A 17,581-nucleotide genomic window follows, 5' to 3' on the forward strand; every position below is an offset into this window, starting at 1 on the left:
AGAAGAGCATGTTTCATCGCTTATGGACGTTAATCCGCAAAGAGTTGCAGTCGCTGCTGCGCGAACCGCAAACCCGCGCGATTCTGATTTTACCCGTGCTGATTCAGGTGATCCTGTTCCCGTTCGCCGCCACGCTGGAAGTGACCAACGCCACCATCGCCATCTACGATGAAGATAACGGCGAGCACTCGGTAGAACTTACTCAACGTTTTGCCCGCGCCAGCGCCTTTACCCATGTGCTGCTGCTGAAAAGCCCACAGGAGATCCGCCCGACCATCGACACACAAAAGGCGCTCCTACTGGTGCGTTTCCCGGCTGACTTCTCGCGCAAACTGGATACCTTCCAGAGCGCGCCGTTGCAGTTGATCCTCGACGGGCGTAACTCCAACAGTGCGCAAATTGCCGCTAACTACCTACAACAGATCGTCAAAAATTATCAGCAGGAACTGCTGGAAGGAAAACCGAAACCCAACAACAGCGAGCTGGTGGTACGCAACTGGTATAACCCGAATCTCGACTACAAATGGTTTGTGGTGCCGTCGCTGATCGCCATGATCACCACTATCGGCGTGATGATCGTCACTTCACTTTCCGTCGCCCGCGAACGTGAACAAGGTACGCTCGATCAGCTACTGGTTTCGCCGCTCACCACCTGGCAGATATTCATCGGCAAAGCCGTACCGGCATTAATTGTCGCCACCTTCCAGGCCACCATTGTGCTGGCGATTGGTATCTGGGCGTATCAAATCCCCTTCGCCGGATCGCTGGCGCTGTTCTACTTTACGATGGTGATTTACGGTTTATCGCTGGTGGGATTCGGTCTGTTGATTTCATCACTTTGTTCAACGCAACAGCAGGCGTTTATCGGCGTGTTCGTCTTTATGATGCCCGCCATTCTGCTTTCCGGTTACGTTTCGCCGGTGGAGAACATGCCAGTATGGCTGCAAAACCTGACGTGGATTAACCCTATTCGCCACTTTACGGACATTACCAAGCAGATTTATTTGAAGGATGCGAGTCTGGATATTGTGTGGAACAGTTTGTGGCCGCTACTGGTGATAACGGCCACGACAGGGTCAGCGGCGTACGCGATGTTTAGACGTAAGGTGATGTAACTTCTTATCTTTCGCCAGCAAAGATACTACCGCCGGGCCGGCAAGGATTGCCAGCCCTGCAATCGCCAGCAAAAAGTTGTTTTCCAGTACGCGGGACAGCAGCCACAGCACAATCAGCGCCGCGCCAAAATACCAGGTGGTGGTCAGCTCTTCCAGCACATCCGCCACCTCACGCCAGCGTTGCTCGGGGTGACGCTGAAACACCAGCATCATTACCACGGTGACACAATACAGCACGCATAATCCCACGCCGACGTGAACCAGAGTTTTACTCATCCAGCCCACCACCAGCAGCGCCACTACCAGTAAATGCAACATAATCTGCCAGCAACTTAGGCCAGTTGCGACACGAACACGTTGTTGCCACTTCATGGCTTCTCTCCTGAAGAATTTATCTCTACTTACTCAGAGTACCGAACTTTACGGAAAATTCCGTAAGACCGCACCTTTTTGTGACGCCGACTACACTATTTCAATGAGATAAGAGGCCAAAACGGGAAAATTATGCCCGATCAAACACAACATTTTTCGTTCAAGGTACTCACCATCAATATTCACAAAGGTTTTACCGCGTTTAACCGACGCTTCATTTTGCCGGAACTTCGCGACGCCGTGCGCACCGTCGGCGCCGATATAGTTTGCCTGCAGGAAGTGATGGGCGCGCACGAAGTTCATCCGCTACATGTGAAAAACTGGCCCGATACCTCGCACTACGAGTTTCTCGCCGACACAATGTGGAGCGATTTTGCCTACGGTCGCAATGCTGTGTATCCGGAAGGGCATCACGGCAACGCCGTACTGTCGCGCTATCCCATTGAACATTATGAGAATCGTGATGTTTCGGTCGATGGTGCGGAAAAGCGCGGCGTGCTCTACTGCCGCATTGTGCCGCCGATGACCGGGAAAGCGATTCATGTGATGTGCGTACATTTGGGCCTGCGTGAGGCGCACCGTCAGGCGCAGATTGCGATGCTCGCCGAATGGGTGAATGAGCTGCCGGACGGCGAACCGGTATTGGTGGCGGGTGATTTCAACGACTGGCGGCAAAAAGCTAATCATCCGTTAAAAGTGCAGGCCGGGCTGGATGAGATTTTTACCCGCGCCCACGGACGCCCGGCGCGCACGTTTCCGGTGCAATTTCCTCTACTACGACTGGACAGGATCTACGTCAAAAATGCCAGCGCCAGCGCGCCAACCGCGTTGCCGCTGCGGACATGGCGACACCTTTCTGATCATGCCCCTTTAAGTGCGGAGATTCATTTATGAAATGTAGCTGGCGCGAAGGCAATAAGATCCAGTTGCTGGAAAATGGCGAGCAATATTATCCCGCTGTGTTTAAAGCAATTGGCGAAGCGCAAGAACGCATCATTCTTGAAACGTTTATCTGGTTTGAGGATGACGTCGGCAAACAGCTGCATGCGGCGCTACTGGCAGCAGCGCAACGCGGGGTAAAAGCGGAAGTCTTGCTGGATGGCTACGGTTCGCCGGATCTCAGCGATGAGTTTGTCAATGAACTGACGGCGGCTGGCGTGGTGTTCCGCTACTACGATCCCCGCCCTCGCCTTTTTGGTATGCGCACCAATGTGTTTCGCCGGATGCATCGCAAAATTGTGGTGATCGACGCGCGTATCGCCTTTATTGGCGGGCTGAATTACTCCGCTGAGCATATGTCCAGCTACGGTCCAGAGGCTAAACAGGATTACGCGGTACGCCTCGAAGGGCCGATTGTTGAAGATATTCTCCAGTTTGAACTGGAAAACCTGCCAGGACAGAGCGCGGCACGACGCTGGTGGCGACGTCATCATAAAGCGGAAGAAAACCGCCAGCCGGGAGAAGCGCAGGTATTGCTGGTCTGGCGCGATAACGAAGAACATCGCGATGATATCGAACGTCACTATCTGAAAATGCTCACTCAGGCGCGGCGGGAAGTCATTATCGCCAACGCCTACTTCTTCCCCGGCTATCGATTTTTACACGCCTTACGTAAAACGGCACGGCGCGGGGTGCGGATCAAACTGATCATTCAGGGCGAACCGGATATGCCCATTGTCAGAGTCGGCGCACGCTTGCTGTATAACTATCTGGTTAAAGGCGGCGTTCAGGTGTTTGAGTACCGCCGCCGCCCGCTACATGGCAAAGTCGCATTGATGGACGATCACTGGGCGACGGTAGGGTCCAGTAATCTCGATCCGCTCAGTTTGTCGCTGAATCTCGAAGCAAATGTCATCATCCACGATCGAAACTTTAACCAGACGCTGCGAGACAATCTTAACGGCATTATCACCGCCGATTGCCAGCAAGTGGATGAAAGTATGCTGCCAAAACGGACCTGGTGGAACCTGACCAAAAGCGTGCTGGCGTTCCACTTTTTACGCCACTTCCCGGCGCTGGTGGGCTGGCTTCCGGCGCACACGCCACATCTGGCGCAAGTTGATCCCCCCGCACAACCGGCAATGGAAACGCAGGATCGGGTCGAAACTGAAAGTTCGGGGATGAAGCCCTGATGAGTAAATCACATCCGCGCTGGCGCTTAGCAAAGAAGATCCTCACCTGGCTGTTTTTTATCGCGGTGATTGTGTTGCTGGTGGTCTACGCCAAAAAGGTGGACTGGGAAGAGGTCTGGAAGGTCATCCGCGACTACAATCGCGTTGCGCTGCTCAGTGCGGTCGGGCTGGTGGTCATCAGTTATCTGATTTACGGCTGCTATGACCTGCTCGCCCGCTTTTACTGCGGTCACAAACTGGCGAAACGCCAGGTGATGCTGGTGTCGTTTATCTGCTATGCCTTCAACCTGACGCTCAGTACCTGGGTCGGCGGCATTGGTATGCGCTATCGTTTGTACTCTCGTCTGGGATTGCCTGGTAGCACCATTACGCGGATTTTCTCGCTCAGTATTACCACCAACTGGCTGGGCTATATTTTACTGGCAGGGATTATCTTTACCGCAGGCGTGGTGGAACTGCCGGATCACTGGTATGTCGATCAAACTACGCTGCGTATTCTCGGCATTGGCTTAATGATGATTATCGCGGTTTATTTGTGGTTTTGCGCTTTCGCAAAGCACCGCCATATGACCATCAAAGGGCAAAAGCTGGTGCTGCCTTCATGGAAATTCGCCCTCGCCCAGATGCTGATTTCCAGCGTTAACTGGATGGTAATGGGAGCGATTATCTGGCTGTTACTTGGTCAAAGCGTGAACTATTTCTTTGTACTGGGCGTGTTGCTGGTCAGCAGTATTGCCGGGGTAATTGTGCATATTCCAGCGGGTATTGGCGTGCTGGAAGCGGTATTTATCGCGCTACTGGCTGGGGAGCATACATCCAAAGGCACAATTATCGCCGCCCTGCTCGCTTACCGTGTGCTGTATTACTTTATCCCGCTGCTGCTGGCGCTGATCTGTTACCTGTTGCTGGAAAGCCAGGCGAAGAAGCTACGGGCGAAAAATGAAGCGGCGATGTGAAGTTCGGTTAAGTTCTTTAGTATGTGCATTTACGACTAATGAAAAAACCGCGTATGCCTTTGCCAGACAAGCGTTATCGCTATTGCTGCAAGTATCCCAAAGAAGCCGATAAAATAGTAATAGAGTGTTAATGCACCTATAAAAGCGCAACGAACCGAACTCCATAATTCTTCACTATGGCATTTTCCCGCCAGTTCAAGGAGCTTATTTCGTCCATGAAAGATGGATGCGAAAAACACAACCACCACGCCATAAATTGCTTTTTATACCAGACTCTTGTTTGTTATCGTTTTAAATAAAAAAATCCCGACACATGGCCGGGATATTGGTGGTGAAAAAAGAATTAACGACGATTGCCAAAAATTCGCAGCAACATCAGGAACAGGTTGATGAAGTCCAGATACAAGGTTAATGCGCCAAGAATGGAATATTTGCGCAGGTTCGACGCGTCACGGGTATCAATCTGCTCACCCATATTTTTCAATTTCTGAGTGTCATACGCCGTCAATCCGACAAAGACAATCACGCCGATGTAGGTGACCGCCCACATCAACGCTTCGCTTTTCAGCCAGAAGTTGACCAGCGATGCCAGCACAATGCCGATCAACGCCATAAACAGCATATTGCCGAAGCCGCTTAAATCGCGTTTGGTGGTGTAACCGTACAGGCTCATTGCGCCGAACATCCCGGCAGTAACGACGAAGGTGCTGGCGATAGAGGCAGCGGTATAGACAATGAAAATACTGGAAAGCGTCAGGCCCGTCAGCGCTGAATAAAGCATAAAGAGCATGGTTGTCACACCTGCACTCAGCTTTTGAATCATCGCTGATAACACAATAACCAGAGCTAATTGTGCTATTACCAGACCAATTAAAAAGATGCGGTTGGTGAATAACAGCTCCATAACGGCGGCAGAATTGGCCGCATACCAGGCAACAAACGCAGTAAGCAGCAAGCCTACTGTCATCCAGCCATAGACCTGTGCCATATAGGTTTGCAGGCCAGTTCGGGTTTGTACGATTGAATCAGAACGTGGGAATCTGTCCATGACTTTCTCCTGAAGATATAAGGAATATCTTAAGGATACTGCAAATGATGGGGCTGTGCATCGACGCAGCGTAAACGCATGTACTGAGCGGTGAAATTGCCGGATGCAGCTGTGCGGCGGTATCCGGCCTGCTAAAAACTACCAGCGTTTTGCCGCCTGCTGATCGCTCTCCCGAGCTTCGACCCAGCGGTCGCCTTCCGGCGTGGCTTCGCGCTTCCAGAACGGCGCGCGGGTTTTGAGATAATCCATAATAAACTGCCCGGCTTCAAACGCACTGCTGCGATGCGCACTGGTAACACCGACAAAAACAATTTCATCACCCGGCCATAATTCACCAATGCGGTGAATTACCGTGACGCGCCCCAGCGGCCAGCGGTTACGCGCTTCATCAACGATTTCCGCCAGTGCTTTTTCTGTCATTCCCGGATAGTGTTCGAGGGTTAATGCTTTGACGCTGTCTCCCAGGTTATGATTGCGCACCTTACCGGTAAACGTGACCACTGCACCGTCTTCGTCACGCTCCGCCAGCCACGGGTACTCTTCCCCTACACTGAACGGCTGCGGGCCGACAACAATTTTGGTTTCTGCCATTTTAACCTCCGGTTACCGGCGGGAAGAAAGCCACTTCGTCGCCGTCAGTCAGCGGATGGTCAAAACTCACCAGCGTCTGGTTGACGGCAGCCAGCAATTTGCCATCTTCCAGCGCCAGCGCCCAGCGATCGCTCTGCGCAGCCAGGTGCTGGCGTAACGCTTCAACGGTTGGGAAATCCGCAGCCACTTCGGTTGCATCTGTTCCCACCAACTCGCGTACCTGGGCGAAAAAAAGAACTTTAATCATCCGCTTCCACCTTAAAGTCACCCGACTTGCCGCCGCTCTTTGCCAGCAAACGTACCGGACCAATCACCATATCTTTTTGCACCGCTTTGCACATGTCATAAATGGTCAGCGCCGCCACGGAGGCCGCGGTTAACGCTTCCATTTCAACGCCGGTTTTCCCGGTCAGGCGGCATAAGGTTTCTATACGTACCCGATTGTGTTCCGGCTCGGCCTGTAAATTGACTTCGACTTTACTGAGCATCAGCGGATGACACAACGGGATCAGATCCCAGGTGCGTTTTGCCGCCTGAATACCGGCAATACGTGCGGTAGCAAACACGTCGCCTTTGTGGTGGCGACCATCGATGATCATCGCCAGCGTCTCGCTGCGCATGGTGACAAAGGCTTCCGCCCGCGCTTCACGTACAGTTTCCGCTTTGGCGGAGACATCCACCATGTGCGCTTCGCCAGCGGCGTTGATATGGGTCAGTTGCGACATACTTATTTCTTCAAATGTGGATGGAAATTACACGGACGCGTACGGGCATCCAGCTGCGGCGCGATGATATTTTCCCACGCGGTGCGGCACGCTTTGGTCGAACCCGGCATGGCGAAAATCAGTGTCTTATTAGCGACGCCCGCTACCGCACGGGATTGCAACGTTGCTGTGCCAATCTCCTCAAACGACAGCATACGGAACACTTCACCAAAACCTTCGACTTCACGGTCGAACAGCGGCAGCAGTGCTTCGGGAGCCTGATCGCCTTCCGTCAGGCCAGTGCCGCCAGTAATCAACACCACTTGTACATCGTCACTGGCTATCCACGCAGATACCTGAGCGCGAATAGCGTAGCGGTTTTCTTTGACAATGGCTTTATCGACAACGTGATGGCCCGCTTCCTGCGCCGAATCGCGCAGATAGTGACCGGAGGTATCGTCTTCTTCACCGCGACGATTAGAAACCGTAAGAATAGCAATACGGGTCGGGATAAATTCAGTGCTTACCTGACTCATCTGATCTCTCCTTTTGACGTTTTATCCGCCAATGTACGATAAGTTTTGCGTAATACCGGTATTGTTTTGATGCAGGAAATGGGTCTGTTTTTTCTCCCGCAGCGCCGCTGAAATACGCGCTTCCAGCGCCTGTTGCTGGGTATCGTCTTCCAGCAGATCGCGCAGGTTAACGCCGCCTTCACCAAACAGGCAGAGATGGAGTTTACCAATGGAGGAGACACGCAGGCGGTTGCAAGTGGCGCAGAAGTCTTTTTCATACGGCATAATTAGGCCAATCTCTCCGGCATAATCCGGATGACAAAAGACTTGCGCGGGACCGTCGCTACGTTGACGTAATTGGTGGATCCAGCCGCGACGCAGTAGCTCGTCACGCAGAACCTGACCAGAGATGTGATGTTTACGGAATAGCTCGCTGCCCTCTCCCGTTTCCATCAGTTCGATGAAACGCAGCTGGATAGGACGATGTTGGATCCAGTTCAGAAAGGTGTCGAGCTGGTGATGGTTGACATCGCGCATCAGCACGGTATTGACTTTGACCTTCTCAAAGCCCGCCTCAAATGCAGCATCGATGCCAGCCATGACCTGATTGAATTTATCCTGGCCGGTAATGGCATGAAACTGACGAGCGTCGAGACTATCAACACTGACGTTAATGCCCGTCAGTCCGGCATCGCGCCAGTTCGCCACGTCGCGTTCCAGACGGTAACCATTAGTGGTGACCGCAATCTGACGGATGGCGTCATTTTCCCGCACTGCGGCGATGATATCGGTAAAGTCGCGACGTAAAGACGGCTCTCCGCCTGTCAGACGAACTTTTTCGGTGCCCAGACTGGCAAAGGCGCGCGTAACCCGGCGAATTTCATCGACGGTCAGAAAGCCTTTATTGGTGACGCCGCTCGGCTTGTAGCCATCCGGCAGGCAATATGTGCAACGAAAGTTACACACATCGGTAATCGACAGGCGCAAGTAATAAAACTTACGCGCAAATGCATCAGTCAGTTGTGAAGCCATGTACACCTTTCCAGATACGGGAGGCGAAGTCATTTCTTCCTTCGCCCTGGTGGCAACCTTTCAAAGCATTGTCACGGCCAAAGCACCATATCAGTTGACCCAGGTGCAGAGGCTAGAGTGTTTAGTGGTTATGCCGATACTAGCGCGTAAATGAGATTTTTACCATTCACCCTTTTCGCTATGTAATCATGTATATAGCGTCATGATCGGCCTATTTCGCTACAGAATAAGGGAAAATGGCGGTTTTACTTTGATATACATCATCAGGGACGCAGAGCGAATATTGTCCTTTGGGGGTAGAAAACCATGAGTTGTATCCTCAATATTGGCAGGCTAATTGCTGTTTCCCCGTAATTTGCGCTACTGTAGCGCGGATAATCTGACTTCAGGAATGTATATGCGCAATCGTACGCTGGCTGACCTTGATCGTGTCGTTGCTCTCGGCGGGGGGCATGGACTGGGACGCGTTCTCTCATCACTTTCGTCTTTAGGCTCTCGCTTAACGGGTATCGTCACCACCACGGATAACGGTGGCTCGACGGGACGTATTCGTCGCTCGGAAGGCGGTATTGCCTGGGGCGATATGCGCAACTGTCTCAACCAACTGATAACGGAACCGAGCGTCGCCTCCGCGATGTTTGAATACCGTTTTGGCGGCAATGGCGAGCTTTCCGGTCATAATCTCGGAAACTTGATGTTAAAGGCGCTGGATCACCTTAGCGTGCGGCCTCTGGAAGCCATCAATTTAATTCGTAATCTGTTGAAAGTGGACGCGCAATTAATTCCGATGTCAGAGCATCCCGTTGATCTGATGGCCATTGACGATCAGGGACATGAAGTTTACGGCGAGGTCAACATCGACCAGCTAACTACGCCGATTCAGGAACTACTGTTAACCCCCAACGTACCTGCCACCCGTGAAGCGGTGCTGGCAATTAATGAGGCTGACCTGATAATCATCGGGCCAGGCAGTTTTTATACCAGCCTGATGCCAATCCTGCTGCTTGAGGAAATGGCGCAGGCACTACGCCGCACGCCAGCCCCGATGGTTTATATTGGCAATTTGGGAAGAGAATTAAGCCTGCCTGCGGCGAATCTGAAGCTTGAAAACAAGCTGGCGATTATGGAGCAGTATGTCGGTAAAAAGGTGATTGATGCGGTTATTGTTGGGCCGAAGGTCGATGTTTCTACAGTTAACGACAGATTAGTCATTCAGGACGTACTGGAGGCCAGCGATATCCCCTATCGTCATGACCGCCAGTTGTTACATAACGCACTGGAAAAGGCATTACAGGCTTTGGGTTAACGGGAAGTCGAAAGAAAATTCCGGCTTCCTATTGAAGACAAAGTACACGTTGTTCATGCCGGATGCGGCGTGAACGCCTTATCCGGCCTACAAACCGCGCAAATTCAATGTATTGCAGAGATCATGTAGGCCTGATAAGCGTAGCGCATCAGGCAATTTTGCTTTTGCCATCTCTCTTCTTCGTTATCCTGTCACGAAGCCGCAATAAACAACTCACGCAGCTGATGCAACTGGTCACGAATTTGCGCCGCCTCTTCGAACTCCAGATTTTGCGCGTGTTGCATCATCAGCCCTTCCAGTTCATGGATTTTCTGCTGCAACGCTTTAGGCGACATATCCATCGGTACATTATCCGGCTCAACAATCGGGCGCGATTTTCCTCTGCCCTTCGCTTTGGTTTTGGCAATGTTCTGCCCCAGCGCCAGGATATCGACCACTTTCTTGTTCAAACCTTGCGGCGTAATGCCGTGTTCCTCGTTGTACTTCTGCTGCTTCTCGCGGCGACGTTCGGTTTCGCCAATCGCTTTCGCCATTGATGGGGTGATCTTATCGCCGTAGAGAATCGCTTTACCGTTGACGTTACGCGCCGCGCGACCAATGGTCTGAATCAATGAACGTTCGGAACGCAGGAAGCCTTCTTTGTCAGCGTCGAGGATCGCCACCAGCGAAACTTCTGGCATATCCAGACCTTCGCGCAGTAAGTTGATCCCCACCAGCACATCAAACTCGCCCAAACGCAAGTCGCGGATGATTTCCATACGCTCGACGGTGTCGATATCCGAGTGAAGATAACGCACGCGTTCACCGTGTTCTTCCAGATATTCGGTGAGATCTTCCGCCATCCGCTTAGTCAACGTCGTGACCAGTACGCGTTCGTTAATTGCCGCCCGCAGGCGAATTTCTGAGAGAAGATCATCAACCTGGGTCGCTACCGGGCGCACTTCGATAATCGGGTCCAGCAGCCCTGTTGGACGCACGACCTGATCCACCACGTCGCCACCGGATTTCTCCAGCTCGTAATTACCGGGTGTTGCAGAAACATAGATGGTTTGCGGGGCTAACGCTTCGAACTCTTCGAATTTCAGCGGACGGTTATCCAGCGCCGAGGGCAGGCGGAAACCGTACTCCACCAGCGTCTCTTTACGCGCACGGTCGCCTCGATACATGCCGCCAATTTGCGGAATAGTCACGTGGGATTCATCGACCACCAACAGGCCATCGGCGGGGAGATAATCAAACAGCGTCGGCGGTGGCTCACCGGGTCCACGACCGGAAAGAAAGCGCGAATAGTTTTCAATGCCTGAGCAATAACCGAGCTCGTTCATCATCTCCAGATCAAACTGGGTACGCTGAGTCAGGCGTTGTTCTTCCAGCAGCTTGTTATTTGCCAGCAGCACTTTGCGCCGATCGGCCAGCTCTTCTTTGATCTCTTCCATCGCCTGCACAATACGTTCACGCGGGGTAACGTAGTGTGTTTTCGGGTAAATGGTAAAGCGGGGAATGGTTGAGATAATCTGCCCTGTTAACGGGTCGAAAAGCGACAACCGCTCTACCTCTTCGTCGAACAATTCAACACGTAGCGCAACGTCGTCGGACTCCGCCGGAAAAATATCAATCACTTCCCCGCGAACACGGAAAGTCCCGCGCTGGAACGCCTGGTCGTTACGGGTGTATTGCAGTTCCGCCAGGCGCCGCAGAATCGCGCGCTGATCGATAATCATGCCGACCGTCAGATGCAGCATCATCTTAAGATATAAGTCAGGGTCGCCCAGACCGTAGATGGCTGAAACAGAGGCGACCACCACCACATCGCGCCGCTCCAGCAAAGCTTTGGTCGCTGAAAGCCGCATCTGTTCAATATGTTCGTTTACCGAGGCATCTTTTTCAATGAAGGTGTCCGAGCTCGGCACATAGGCTTCCGGTTGATAGTAGTCGTAGTAAGAGACGAAGTATTCCACCGCATTTTCCGGGAAAAATTCTTTCATCTCGCCGTACAACTGGGCTGCCAGCGTTTTGTTGGGCGCCAGCACCATCGTCGGGCGCTGAAGGTCGGCAATGACGTTAGCAATGGTAAATGTTTTCCCGGAGCCCGTTACGCCGAGTAGAGTCTGGTGAGCCAGGCCATCTTCAAGCCCTTCTTCGAGGCGTCGAATTGCTTCAGGCTGATCGCCAGAAGGTTTAAAAGAGGAATTCAGTTTGAACGGTTTACTCATGAGTCGCTACCTGAAGGAGTGGGCGGGCAGGTATGTAATTTTACTCGTCGTGCTTAATAATGCCAACAAATTATACTGGATAAAAAAACAGTTTCACGCCACATTATTTCTGTTACACCGTCAACGAAGGTATCAATCATGAGCATAATTTGCTCAGTGACGAGATAAAACTCCAGGATTGCGGGGTTATCCCCAAAGCAACGGCTTTTTTAACAATTGTCAAGATGGCTGATGACGGATTTATGGCAAGAGATGTCACTTTCATGACTGCCATTGCTTTTATATAATTAATTGAAAAATAACAAATATTTCCTTAAGCCTTCTTTCGCGTCAATTCGCGTGCAAGCCGCGTATTCTCTCGCTTGCATCGCGTTTTCTAACTCTAATGCACATGGTTATCCACAGGAATAGTGGATAACTGCCTGCAGCCCGTATGCCCTGCCGCTTGGGCAATTCCCACACTAACCGCATATTGTGGGGGTAAATATTTTTTCTCAATTCTTTTGAAATTTAATTGGTTGAATTGCAGGCAGCAGACGACGCGATCTCGCTCGCAATTTAACCAAATATATTGCTACAACAATGCGGTGAGATTGAGGTACTTTCCGGTTAGCGCGTTTTCAGGGGGTTCATCAAGCCATGGGATCTCCCCAAGCAGCGGTGCGGAAATCATCCGCTTGAGCGTGGCCATATATTCAGCGTGACGTTTGCCTGGTGGAGTGACATCGTTCGCTACCCACCCTGCAAGGGTAAGTCCGGCTTGCTGTACAGCCTGTGCGGTCAGCATCGCGTGATTAATACAGCCGAGTTTCACGCCCACAACCAGTATCACTGGCAGTTGTTCTTGCGTTACCCAATCCGCGAAAGTGAAAGACTCAGAAAGCGGCGTAAACCAGCCTCCTGCACCTTCTACCAGTACCCAGTTTGCCTGCTGTGCCAGCGCGTGTAATCCGGCGCTCATAACCACGGGGTCGATGGGTCTGCCCTCTTCCGTACTGATGATGTGCGGCGAGGTCGGTTCTGCGAAGGTGTAAGGGTTTACCGTGGCGTAATCCAGCTGCAGGCTACTGTTGCGTTGCAACGCCAGTGCGTCGCTATTACGTAAGCCTTCTACTGTCATTTCGCTGCCGGAAGCAACAGGTTTGTAACCTGCCGTCCGGTAGCCTGCCGCCTTCGCGGCCTGTAAAAGCGCACAACTGGCGACGGTTTTCCCTACTTCGGTATCCGTTCCGGTGACAAAATAACGTTTACTCACGAGCAATCACTCCCAAAAAAAGATGATACGTCAGAGGATATCGCCCCTGTTGTTGCGGCCAGGCTAGTTGCAATCGCTGCAACTGCGAACGCGTTAATATTCGCGGGTCGCGCCCTTCATGAAGATGCGTTGCGCCAATGCCTTTCAGCGAGCGCATGGCACTGAGCGCATCATCAAACCACAGTGTGACGGGCTGAATATGGTGTTGATAACGCAAGCCTTTCAGCGACTGTTCGATTTCATCTGGCGGTAAAAAGCGATTAGCATGCGGGCGTTCGTCTACCGCCAGCCACGCCTGATGCAGTTCGGGTAACGATCCCTGCGCCAGCGTGGTAAACGCGACCATGCCTCCGGGGCGCACCACCCGATACAGCTCGCGGAGTGCCGTGGATAAATTACCGCACCACTGCACCGCGAGATTGCTCCATGCAAGATCGAACGTCGCATTCGCCAGCGGTAAGGATTCGATATCGCCCGCCAGATAATGATCTGCGGCATCTTGTTGGCGTGCCTGCGCAAGCATAAGTGGCGAGAGATCTAAGGCCGTCACCTGCGAGTGACGTTCGCGCCAGTGGCGGCTCATCCAGCCTGGTCCACAGCCAGCATCCAGTACGTGGGGGTATTTACGCTGTGGGAGCATTGCCAGTAAGGCATCGGCACTCTGGCGCTGTAAATCTGCGTGTTCCTCGTATTGCGCGGCTGCCCGACCAAATGCCGCCGCAATGGCTTGTTTATTGACCGTTGCCATGCAGCATCTCCAGCAGACGGTCGATATCCTGTGTTTCATGTGCCGCAGTCAACGTCAGGCGCAGTCGCGCAGTGCCGACGGGTACGGTTGGCGGGCGAATCGCCGTGACCCAGCAGTCTTGCTGGCGCAGTTTTTCTGCCAGTTGTAACGCACGGCTGTTATCACCGACAATCAATGGCTGGATGGCGCTGCATGAATCCACAAGCGTAAACGGCAGCCCCTGCACTCCGGCACGAAAACGCGTAATGAGTGCCGCCAGTTTTTCGCGCCGTGCATCACCCTCATCACTACGAATGACCGCCAGCGATGCACGTAATGCCTGCGCCTGAGCGGGCGGCATACTGGTGCTGTAGATAAGATGGCGGGCGAATTGCAGCAGATAATTCGCCACGCTATCAGAACAAAGCACCGCCGCGCTGCTGACACCAAATCCTTTGCCAAAAGTGACTACCAGCAGTTCCGGCTTCACCTTTTGCTGCCAACAACTGCCTCGCCCCTGTTCACCGATAACCCCCGTGCCGTGGGCATCATCGACCATCAACCAGCCATTGTGCTGTTGCGTTACCTGTTGAATTTCCGTAAGCGGCGCGCTATCGCCGTCCATACTAAACACACCTTCTGTCACCACCAGTTGCTGCCCCAGACAGGAGGCAGCAAGCAGACGTTCCAGATGAGCGACATCGTTATGAGTAAAACGGCGAAGCTGCGACGGGCTTAAACTGGCAGCCTCCAGCAAGGAGGCGTGGCTAAGCCGGTCGGCAACAATACGATCCTCTTTCGCCATCATCGCAGTAATGACCGCCTGATTAGCGGCAAAACCAGAGATAAACAACAGCGCCCGCGAATAGCCCAGCCACTCGGCCAACTCTTCTTCCAGCGACTGATGCGCCACGCTATAACCGCTGACATGACCGGAACCGCCGCTACCGACGCCAAATTGTTCCGCCCCCTGCTGCCAGGCACGGATAATTTGCGGATGATGGCTTAAACCGAGGTAATCATTGCTGGAAAAGTTCAGATACTGGCGCTCGTCCGCCACCAGCCAGCGTCCGGCTCCTTGCGCCACCGGATAACGGCGACGCAGGGCATCGGCAGCACGCCGCGCATCGAGCGCCGCGTTGATTTTCTCCTGCCAGCTCATAGTGCTGCCGCGTTGTAATATTCGTCGGTGTCCGGGGTCATCAGCGCCTGCTCCAGACGCTGTTGTTGCTCGTTATCGCCCGCCAGAACGGCGGTTTGCTGCGGATTCAGCCCCAGTTTGCGGAACAGTTGCAGGTCTTTATCTTCTTCCGGATTCGGCGTAGTCAGCAGTTTGCAGCCGTAGAAAATCGAGTTTGCGCCAGCCATAAAGCACATTGCCTGAGTCTGTTCGTTCATCTGCTCACGTCCGGCAGAAAGGCGCACGTAAGAGGTCGGCATCATGATCCGCGCTACGGCAATGGTGCGAATAAAATCAAAGGCATCGACATCATCGTTATCGGCCAGAGGCGTGCCTTTCACCTTCACCAACATGTTGATTGGCACGCTTTCCGGCGGCGTCGGCAGGTTTGCCAGTTGCAGCAATAATCCGGCGCGATCTTTTACTGTTTCGCCTAAGCCGACAATGCCGCCAGAACAGACTTTGATCCCGGCATCGCGCACTTTTTCCAGCGTATCGAGACGTTCCTGATAAGTGCGTGTGGTGATGATATTGCCGTAAAACTCCGGCGAGGTGTCGAGGTTGTGGTTGTAGTAATCCAGCCCGGCATTCGCAAGGCGCTGCGCCTGAGATTCACTCAACGAACCCAGCGTCATACACGCCTCCAGGCCCATCGCTTTTACCCCCTGCACCATTTGTTCCAGATACGGCATATCGCGTTCGTGGGGATTCTTCCACGCCGCGCCCATGCAAAAACGCGTCGATCCCGCCGCTTTCGCTTTGCGCGCCGACTCCAGCACCTGTTCGACTTCCATCAACCTCTCGGCTTCCAGTCCGGTTTTGTAGCGCGAGCTTTGCGGGCAATATTTGCAATCTTCCGGACAAGCTCCGGTTTTAATCGACAGCAAAGTGCTGACCTGCACCTGACGAGGATCAAAATGCTGACGATGCACCTGCTGCGCTTCAAACAGCAGATCCAGCAACGGTTTTTCAAATAATTCTGTGACTTGCGACAATGTCCAGCGTGGGCGGTGAGCCATGGGGCTTCTCCAAAACGTGTTTTTTGTTGTTAATTCGGTGTAGACTTGTAAACCTAAATCTTTTCAATTTGGTTTACAAGTCGATTATGACAACGGACGATCTTGCCTTTGACCAACGCCATATCTGGCACCCATACACATCCATGACCTCCCCGCTGCCGGTTTATCCGGTGGCGAGCGCCGAAGGTTGCGAGCTGATTTTGTCTGACGGTAGACGCCTGGTTGACGGTATGTCGTCCTGGTGGGCGGCGATCCACGGCTACAATCATCCGCAACTCAATGCCGCGATGAAGTCGCAAATTGATGCTATGTCGCATGTGATGTTTGGCGGTATCACCCATGCGCCAGCCATTGAGCTGTGCCGCAAACTGGTGGCAATGACGCCACAACCGCTGGAATGCGTTTTTCTCGCGGACTCCGGTTCCGTGGCGGTGGAAGTGGCGATGAAGATGGCGTTGCAGTACTGGCAGGCCAAAGGCGAAGCGCGCCAGCGTTTTCTGACCTTCCGCAATGGTTATCATGGCGATACCTTTGGCGCGATGTCGGTGTGCGATCCGGACAACTCAATGCACAGCCTGTGGAAAGGCTATCTGCCAGAAAACTTGTTTGCTCCGGCTCCACAAAGCCGTATGGATGGCGAATGGGATGAGCGCGATATGGTGGGCTTTGCCCGCCTGATGGCAGCGCATCGCCATGAAATCGCGGCGGTGATCATTGAACCGATTGTCCAGGGCGCAGGCGGGATGCGCATCTACCATCCGGAATGGTTAAAACGAATCCGCAAAATGTGCGACCGTGAAGGTATCTTGCTAATTGCTGACGAGATCGCCACCGGATTTGGTCGTACCGGCAAACTGTTTGCCTGCGAACATGCAGAAATCGCGCCGGACATTTTGTGCCTCGGTAAAGCCTTAACCGGAGGCACGATGACCCTTTCCGCCACGCTTACCACGCGTGAGGTTGCGGAAACCATTAGTAACGGCGAAGCCGGTTGCTTTATGCATGGGCCAACGTTTATGGGCAATCCGCTGGCCTGCGCAGCAGCAAACGCCAGCCTGGCGATTCTCGAATCTGGCGACTGGCAGCAACAGGTGGCGGCTATTGAAGTACAGCTGCGCGAGCAACTTGCCCCCGCCCGTGATGCCGAAATGGTTGCCGATGTGCGCGTGCTGGGGGCAATTGGCGTGGTCGAAACCACTCGCCCGGTGAATATGGCAGCGCTGCAAAAATTCTTTGTCGAACAGGGCGTCTGGATCCGGCCTTTTGGCAAGCTAATTTACCTGATGCCGCCCTATATTATTCGCCCTGAACAGTTGCAGCGCCTGACCGCAGCGGTTAACCGTGCGGTACAAGATGAAACATTTTTTTGCCAATAACGAGCAGTCAGCCTGAAGGTTTCTGGCTACACTTTCTGCA

Annotated in this window: 18 protein-coding genes, 1 pseudogene and 1 riboswitch; of the genes and pseudogenes, 6 read left to right on the forward strand and 13 right to left on the reverse strand. The window is 53.0% G+C overall.

Translation table 11 applies throughout. The annotated features are described in order from the left end of the window. Nucleotides 1-8: 8 nt before the first annotated feature. Nucleotides 9-1,115, forward strand: coding sequence for an ABC transporter permease (locus D9738_RS06350; RefSeq protein ID WP_130259779.1), 1,107 nt, complete (start codon nucleotides 9-11; stop codon nucleotides 1,113-1,115). Here D9738_RS06350 and D9738_RS06355 read toward each other — a convergent pair. After that, nucleotides 1,077-1,487, reverse strand: a complete 411-nt coding sequence (locus tag D9738_RS06355; protein WP_077737778.1) for a YbhQ family protein — start codon at nucleotides 1,485-1,487, stop codon at nucleotides 1,077-1,079. The genes D9738_RS06350 and D9738_RS06355 overlap by 39 nt on opposite strands. Before the next feature lie 132 nt (nucleotides 1,488-1,619). Here D9738_RS06355 and D9738_RS06360 point away from each other — a divergent pair, with 132 nt between their 5' ends. From D9738_RS06360 to D9738_RS06370, 3 genes are read left to right on the forward strand one after another with little or no spacing between them, the layout of a single operon-like run. Beyond that, nucleotides 1,620-2,381 carry an endonuclease/exonuclease/phosphatase family protein gene (locus D9738_RS06360; protein ID WP_130259780.1) on the forward strand — a complete coding sequence of 254 codons (762 nt, stop codon included), beginning with the start codon at nucleotides 1,620-1,622 and terminating at the stop codon, nucleotides 2,379-2,381. Continuing rightward, a complete protein-coding gene (clsB, locus tag D9738_RS06365; protein WP_130259781.1) occupies nucleotides 2,378-3,619 on the forward strand; it encodes a cardiolipin synthase ClsB in 1,242 nt (413 codons plus the stop codon). Before D9738_RS06360 ends, clsB begins: the two co-directional genes overlap by 4 nt. Next, nucleotides 3,619-4,575 carry a YbhN family protein gene (locus D9738_RS06370; protein WP_130259782.1) on the forward strand — a complete coding sequence of 319 codons (957 nt, stop codon included), beginning with the start codon at nucleotides 3,619-3,621 and terminating at the stop codon, nucleotides 4,573-4,575. The genes clsB and D9738_RS06370 overlap by 1 nt, the downstream gene beginning before the upstream one ends. Before the next feature lie 35 nt (nucleotides 4,576-4,610). Here the strand turns inward: D9738_RS06370 and D9738_RS06375 are convergent. The 7 genes and pseudogenes from D9738_RS06375 to moaA form a co-directional block, all read right to left on the reverse strand. Further along, nucleotides 4,611-4,793: pseudogene (locus D9738_RS06375) on the reverse strand (BAX inhibitor (BI)-1/YccA family protein); the annotation flags it as partial. A 125-nt stretch (nucleotides 4,794-4,918) separates the two neighbouring features. Then, complete coding sequence (locus D9738_RS06380; RefSeq protein WP_130214899.1) at nucleotides 4,919-5,623, reverse strand: Bax inhibitor-1/YccA family protein; 705 nt, start codon at nucleotides 5,621-5,623, stop codon at nucleotides 4,919-4,921. Nucleotides 5,624-5,761: 138 nt separating this feature from the next. Continuing rightward, complete coding sequence (gene moaE / locus D9738_RS06385) at nucleotides 5,762-6,214, reverse strand: molybdopterin synthase catalytic subunit MoaE (protein WP_000852287.1); 453 nt, start codon at nucleotides 6,212-6,214, stop codon at nucleotides 5,762-5,764. Between the two features lies 1 nt (nucleotide 6,215). Next, nucleotides 6,216-6,461, reverse strand: a complete 246-nt coding sequence (gene moaD / locus D9738_RS06390) for a molybdopterin synthase sulfur carrier subunit (protein WP_000598612.1) — start codon at nucleotides 6,459-6,461, stop codon at nucleotides 6,216-6,218. Continuing rightward, the gene (gene moaC, locus D9738_RS06395; protein ID WP_000080885.1) at nucleotides 6,454-6,939 is read right to left on the reverse strand and encodes a cyclic pyranopterin monophosphate synthase MoaC; all 486 of its coding nucleotides are present in this window, start codon (nucleotides 6,937-6,939) and stop codon (nucleotides 6,454-6,456) included. Before moaC ends, moaD begins: the two co-directional genes overlap by 8 nt. Nucleotides 6,940-6,941: 2 nt before the next feature. Continuing rightward, nucleotides 6,942-7,454: a molybdenum cofactor biosynthesis protein B gene (gene moaB / locus D9738_RS06400; protein WP_000084634.1), complete on the reverse strand. Its 513-nt coding sequence runs from the start codon at nucleotides 7,452-7,454 to the stop codon at nucleotides 6,942-6,944. A gap of 21 nt (nucleotides 7,455-7,475) precedes the next feature. After that, nucleotides 7,476-8,465: a GTP 3',8-cyclase MoaA gene (gene moaA, locus D9738_RS06405; RefSeq protein WP_001295301.1), complete on the reverse strand. Its 990-nt coding sequence runs from the start codon at nucleotides 8,463-8,465 to the stop codon at nucleotides 7,476-7,478. Beyond that, a riboswitch (molybdenum cofactor riboswitch) is annotated at nucleotides 8,453-8,597 on the reverse strand. Its footprint overlaps the gene before it by 13 nt. Before the next feature lie 265 nt (nucleotides 8,598-8,862). Between moaA and yvcK the strand changes: the two genes are divergently transcribed. Continuing rightward, nucleotides 8,863-9,771 (forward strand): uridine diphosphate-N-acetylglucosamine-binding protein YvcK, encoded by a 909-nt coding sequence (gene yvcK, locus D9738_RS06410; RefSeq protein WP_130214903.1) that lies wholly within the window; start codon nucleotides 8,863-8,865, stop codon nucleotides 9,769-9,771. Nucleotides 9,772-9,962: 191 nt separating this feature from the next. On the opposite strand, the gene uvrB is transcribed toward yvcK, so the two are convergent. The 5 genes from uvrB to bioB all read right to left on the reverse strand — a co-directional run bounded on the left by uvrB (nucleotide 9,963) and on the right by bioB (nucleotide 16,165). Next, on the reverse strand, nucleotides 9,963-11,984 hold the full coding sequence (uvrB, locus tag D9738_RS06415) for an excinuclease ABC subunit UvrB (protein WP_130205097.1): 2,022 nt from the start codon (nucleotides 11,982-11,984) through the stop codon (nucleotides 9,963-9,965). Nucleotides 11,985-12,558: 574 nt separating this feature from the next. After that, complete coding sequence (gene bioD / locus D9738_RS06420; RefSeq protein WP_130259783.1) at nucleotides 12,559-13,239, reverse strand: dethiobiotin synthase; 681 nt, start codon at nucleotides 13,237-13,239, stop codon at nucleotides 12,559-12,561. Further along, entirely contained in the window at nucleotides 13,232-13,987 is a 756-nt protein-coding gene (gene bioC, locus D9738_RS06425) for a malonyl-ACP O-methyltransferase BioC (protein WP_130259784.1), read from the reverse strand. Before bioC ends, bioD begins: the two co-directional genes overlap by 8 nt. After that, nucleotides 13,971-15,128, reverse strand: coding sequence for an 8-amino-7-oxononanoate synthase (gene bioF, locus D9738_RS06430; protein WP_130259785.1), 1,158 nt, complete (start codon nucleotides 15,126-15,128; stop codon nucleotides 13,971-13,973). Before bioF ends, bioC begins: the two co-directional genes overlap by 17 nt. Then, nucleotides 15,125-16,165, reverse strand: a complete 1,041-nt coding sequence (gene bioB / locus D9738_RS06435) for a biotin synthase BioB (protein ID WP_130259786.1) — start codon at nucleotides 16,163-16,165, stop codon at nucleotides 15,125-15,127. Before bioB ends, bioF begins: the two co-directional genes overlap by 4 nt. Before the next feature lie 86 nt (nucleotides 16,166-16,251). On the opposite strand from bioB, the gene bioA reads away from it, so the two are divergent. Continuing rightward, nucleotides 16,252-17,541: an adenosylmethionine--8-amino-7-oxononanoate transaminase gene (gene bioA / locus D9738_RS06440; RefSeq protein WP_130259787.1), complete on the forward strand. Its 1,290-nt coding sequence runs from the start codon at nucleotides 16,252-16,254 to the stop codon at nucleotides 17,539-17,541. Nucleotides 17,542-17,581 lie beyond the last annotated feature (40 nt).

This window comes from Escherichia sp. E10V5, assembly GCF_004212315.1.
GTDB lineage: Bacteria > Pseudomonadota > Gammaproteobacteria > Enterobacterales > Enterobacteriaceae > Escherichia.